This window comes from Lachnoanaerobaculum sp. (assembly GCF_057250505.1).
This window is the reverse complement of record NZ_DBHIEQ010000002.1, coordinates 1-4,629: the sequence shown is the minus strand read 5'-3', so window position 1 is coordinate 4,629 and position 4,629 is coordinate 1. Positions and strand designations below refer to the sequence as shown.

The following is a 4,629-nucleotide window of genomic DNA, read 5'->3' as shown; positions in this document are numbered from 1 at the left end:
ACTTTCAGTCATAATAGGAGTGGTTGTAGGATTTGCCGGAGCCAGCTTCGGACATGCGATAAGCTTTGCCACGGATTTTTGGCAAAGCCACCGCTACACACTCTATCTTTTACCGATATTCGGACTTATAATTTCAGCTTTGTATCATTTTATACATGCGGATAATCCGAGAGGAACCAACTGGGTAATAGATTCAATATCTTCAGGTGAGACCATTCCTTTAAAAATGGCACCTACAATATATATATCTTCATTTTTGACACACCTTGGAGCGGGCAGTGCCGGAAGAGAGGGTGCGGCTCTACAGATAGGCGGAAGCCTCGGAAACTTTATAGGCAGGAAGTTAAAACTCGGACAGACTTCATTTTCAGATAAGGCGGATATAAATATTGCAATAATGTGCGGAATGGCATCCTGCTTTTCGGCACTTTTCGGAACACCTATATCGGCGTCCATATTCAGTATGGAAATATTCAGTGTAGGTGTTATGTATCATGCGGCACTTATACCGTGCCTGCTGTCGTCATATATTGCAGTATATGTGGCAAAACTTATGAATACGCCTGTGGAGAAGTTCATAATACAAAGAGCGCCTGAGTGGAACTTTAAACTTATCGGATTTATGATACTGCTTGCCGCACTTACGGCCATTGTTGCAATATTGTTTTCAGTGGCAATGCATGAAAGTGCAAATATTTACAAAAGATTTTTTAAAAATCCGTATATAAGGATTGTAGTTGCGGCAATTTTATTTATAATATTAACTATACTCTCAGGAAACAGAGACTATAACGGCGGCGGATTTTGGCTTATAGAAAGAAGTATGAGCGGAAATGTCAGGTACGAGGCGTTTCTTATGAAAATCCTTTTTACTGCGGTGGCAATGGGAGGAGGATTTAAAGGAGGAGAGATAGTACCTACATTTGTTATAGGTGCAACATTCGGAGGTGCGTTTGCAAAATTTTTCGGGCTGCCATATGAACTTTGTACCGCATGCGGTATGATAGCCTGCTTTGTAGGAGTTACCAACTGTCCTATAGCATCTATTTTTATGGGCCTTGAATTTTGTGGTAGCCTTGGTATAAACTATTATGCTATAGTAGTAGGAGTAAGTTTTGTATTATCAGGTTATTATGGACTGTACAGTTCACAAAAGTTTGCATATTCAAAAACTGAAGCAAGATATGTAGGCTCGGATGCGGTGAGCATTAGAAAGAAAAGACAAAATAGTTAGGAGGATTTTATGGCTATATTTGAAGGTGCAGGTGTTGCACTTATTACACCGATGAATGAGGATTTAAGTGTAAATTATAATAAATTGGAAGAAATAATTGAGGAGCAGATTGCAGGAGGTACAGATGCCGTTATAGCCTGCGGTACTACAGGTGAGGCATCCACTCTTACAGTTGAAGAGCATTTGGATGCTATAAAGAGAACTATTGAGATAGTAAACAAGAGAATACCGGTAGTTGCAGGTACAGGTTCAAATTCTACAGAGACTGCAGTCGAGTTTTCAAAGGAAGCACAAAAGTATGGCGCTGACGGAGTATTGGTAGTTTCACCTTATTATAATAAGGCAACACAAAAAGGACTTATTAAGCACTTTACATCCATTGCGGAAGGTATAGATATTCCGGTGCTTCTTTACAATATTCCGGGAAGAACAGGAGTGAATATCGAGCCTGAGACTATTGCATACCTTGTAAACAATGTGGAGAATATAGTAGGTGTCAAAGAGGCAAGCGGTAATTTCTCAAATGCGATAAAGACTTTAAAGCTTTGTCCGCAGATAGATATGTACTCCGGAAATGACGACCAGGTAGTTGCTCTTATGAGTATAGGTGCAAAGGGAGTTATATCCGTACTGTCAAATGTGGCACCGAGACAGACTCATGAAATGTGCAAAGCCGTACTTGACGGAGATATATTTAAGGCAAGAAAGATGCAGATAGAGGCACTTGATGTTATCAACAATCTGTTTGCAGAAGTGAATCCGATACCTGTAAAGGCCGCTATGAATCTTCAGGGAAAGAATGTAGGACCGCTCAGACTTCCGCTTACACCTATGGAGAAGGCACATGAGGAAGTTTTGGCTAAGGCTATGAAGGAGTACGGTATTTTATAATGGTTAAGGTTATTTTAAACGGAGCAAACGGCGCTATGGGCAAGGTGGTCGCGGACCTTGTGGCGGCAGATGAAAATATGGAGATAGTTGCGGGAGTAGACTTAAATACCGATGCAAAATTGGGATTCCCCGTATTTGATGATATAAGAAAGATCGATATAGAAGCGGATGCCGTTATTGACTTTGCTTCAGTAAAGGCGGTTGACAACTTGCTTGATTTTATAGAACAAAAAAAGATTCCTGCAGTTATCTGTACTACAGGACTTAGTGAGGCGCAGATTGACAGAATAAATAAACTTTCATCAGTGTCTCCTATTCTTCGTTCCGCAAATATGTCACTCGGAATCAATATATTGTCAAAGGTATTGGCTGAGGTAGCTCCTACGCTAAAGAAAGCAGGTTTTGATATAGAGATAATGGAAGCACATCACAGAAGAAAGCTTGATGCACCCAGCGGAACAGCACTTTTGCTTGCAGACTCTATAAATTCAAGTATTGATAAAAAGCTTGAATACACTTATGACAGAAGCGACAGACATGAACCGAGAAGAGAAAATGAGATAGGTATCTCATCTGTAAGAGGCGGTACAATAGTAGGTGATCACGATGTTATCTTTGCAGGAGAAGATGAGGTGATTTCATTTAACCATAGAGCATATTCAAGAAAGATTTTTGCAAACGGTGCAATAGCAGCGGCTAAGTTCTTACTTGGAAAATCAAACGGACTCTACGATATGAGCGATGTGATTAAATAAATTTTTAGGCAATCAGAATACGGATTGCCTTTTTTAGAGGTGAATATGAAGATTTTGGGGATTATTGCGGAATATAATCCTTTTCACATGGGGCATCAGTACCAGATTAAAAAGGCTAAAGAACTTTCAGGAGCAGACTATGTGATAGCTATAATGAGCGGCAACTATGTGCAAAGAGGGGCACCGGCTGTTTTTGAAAAAAATATAAGAACCAAGACGGCTTTAAACGGAGGAATAGACGCCGTATTTGAAATCCCGAGCTTTTTTAGCGTTGCAAGTGCAGCCGACTTTGCACGGTATGGTATAAGTCTGCTGGATATACTTGGAGTCGACTATATATCATTCGGTGCGGAAAACAATGATTATGATTTGCTTTGCAGTGTAGCAGGTATTCTGTCGGAGGAAGAGATTGAGATTTCAATAAAAAAATATTTGGCTTCAGGTTTAAACTATGCCAAGGCAAGACATAGTGCGATAATGGATAATATAACAAGTGAAAGTATATCCATGCAGCAAAGAATGCAGATAGAAGATATACTTTCATCCCCCAACAATATACTTGCAATAGAATATCTTAAGAATATAAAACTTATAAAATCAAATATAAAGCCGGTTATAATAAGTAGGAACGGGAGCACTTATCACGAAAAGAATATAGAAGAGAATAAATTTGCCTCGGCCACAGCTATAAGAAATGCATTATATAGCGGTCAGAAGGATATATTTAATGATAATATTACCGGCGGCATACCGGCGGAAAATACAGATATTTTAAAGTCATCAAAGCCCATATTTGAAGATGATTTTTTATTTACCGTACAAAGGAATATATCAGACAAGATATATATAAGAGACGACTTGTGTGAGTATTGTGATGTGTCTGATGAGCTAAAAAATACAATAAATAAAAGTATAAATGAGATTAAAAGTAAGAGTTTTGAAGATTTTATTTTAAGCCTTAAGAGCAAGAATTTTACCTATACCAGAATAAGCAGGGCAATCTTTCATATTCTTTTAAATCATAAGAAGAAAACTTTAAAAGAGCTGAAGTCGGAGGCGGATATGGCGGCCTACCCTCTGTTATTAGGATTTAAAAAGGCTTCATCAAATCTTTTATCCGAACTTAAGCTTAGAAGTAAAAAGCCTTTTATCAGTAAAATCGGAAGTGCAAAAGATATTTTAAGTAAGAGCGGTCTTAAAATATTTGAAAATAATATATATTCGGATTTTTTGTATAATTCAATATATTTTGAAAAATATGTTGAGATACTTGATAATCCATACAGGAGAAAGATTGTGATTTTATAATTTTTTCTTGCCAAAAAGCATCTCGGATGTTAAAGTATCACTTAGTAAAACAGACGGTCGCACAAGTGTGAGGAAAGTCCGGGCTTTATAGGGCAGGATGCCGGATAACATCCGGTGGAGGCGACTCCAAGGAAAGTGCAACAGAAAATAACCGCCGAAAGGTAAGGGTGAAAAGGTGGTGTAAGAGACCACCGCTTGTATGGTAACATATGAGGCAGTGTAAACCCCATCCAAAGCAAGACCAAAGCGAATAAGGGCTGCCCGTCCGATATTCAGGTAGGTTGCTAAAGCCTTGTGGTGACATAAGGATAAGATAGATGACCGTTTAATACATAACCCGGCTTATGTTTTGCTTGGGGCTGTCGCACTAAGTGATTAGTGTGCAGCCTCTTTTTAATAAAAAAAAATTACAGCCGGACTTAGAAAAGTTCGGCTGATGGT

4 protein-coding genes and 1 other RNA gene are annotated in these 4,629 nt (G+C 38.8%); all 5 read left to right on the top strand.

Annotation, left to right across the window (positions count from 1 at the left end; translation table 11 throughout):
• The coding region (locus ACO6FI_RS01200) for a chloride channel protein (RefSeq protein ID WP_485455746.1) at nt 1-1,234 on the top strand (1,234 nt) is incomplete at its 5' end.
• 9 nt (nt 1,235-1,243) lie between these two features.
• On the top strand, nt 1,244-2,125 hold the full coding sequence (gene dapA, locus ACO6FI_RS01195; RefSeq protein WP_485455745.1) for a 4-hydroxy-tetrahydrodipicolinate synthase: 882 nt from the start codon (nt 1,244-1,246) through the stop codon (nt 2,123-2,125).
• Nucleotides 2,125-2,880 carry a 4-hydroxy-tetrahydrodipicolinate reductase gene (dapB, locus tag ACO6FI_RS01190; RefSeq protein ID WP_485455744.1) on the top strand — a complete coding sequence of 252 codons (756 nt, stop codon included), beginning with the start codon at nt 2,125-2,127 and terminating at the stop codon, nt 2,878-2,880. The genes dapA and dapB overlap by 1 nt, the downstream gene beginning before the upstream one ends.
• Before the next feature lie 45 nt (nt 2,881-2,925).
• The gene (locus ACO6FI_RS01185; RefSeq protein ID WP_485455743.1) at nt 2,926-4,188 is read left to right on the top strand and encodes a tRNA(Met) cytidine acetate ligase; all 1,263 of its coding nucleotides are present in this window, start codon (nt 2,926-2,928) and stop codon (nt 4,186-4,188) included.
• A gap of 41 nt (nt 4,189-4,229) precedes the next feature.
• Nucleotides 4,230-4,548: RNase P RNA component class A (gene rnpB / locus ACO6FI_RS01180), an RNA gene on the top strand.
• The last annotated feature ends 81 nt before the right edge of the window (nt 4,549-4,629 follow it).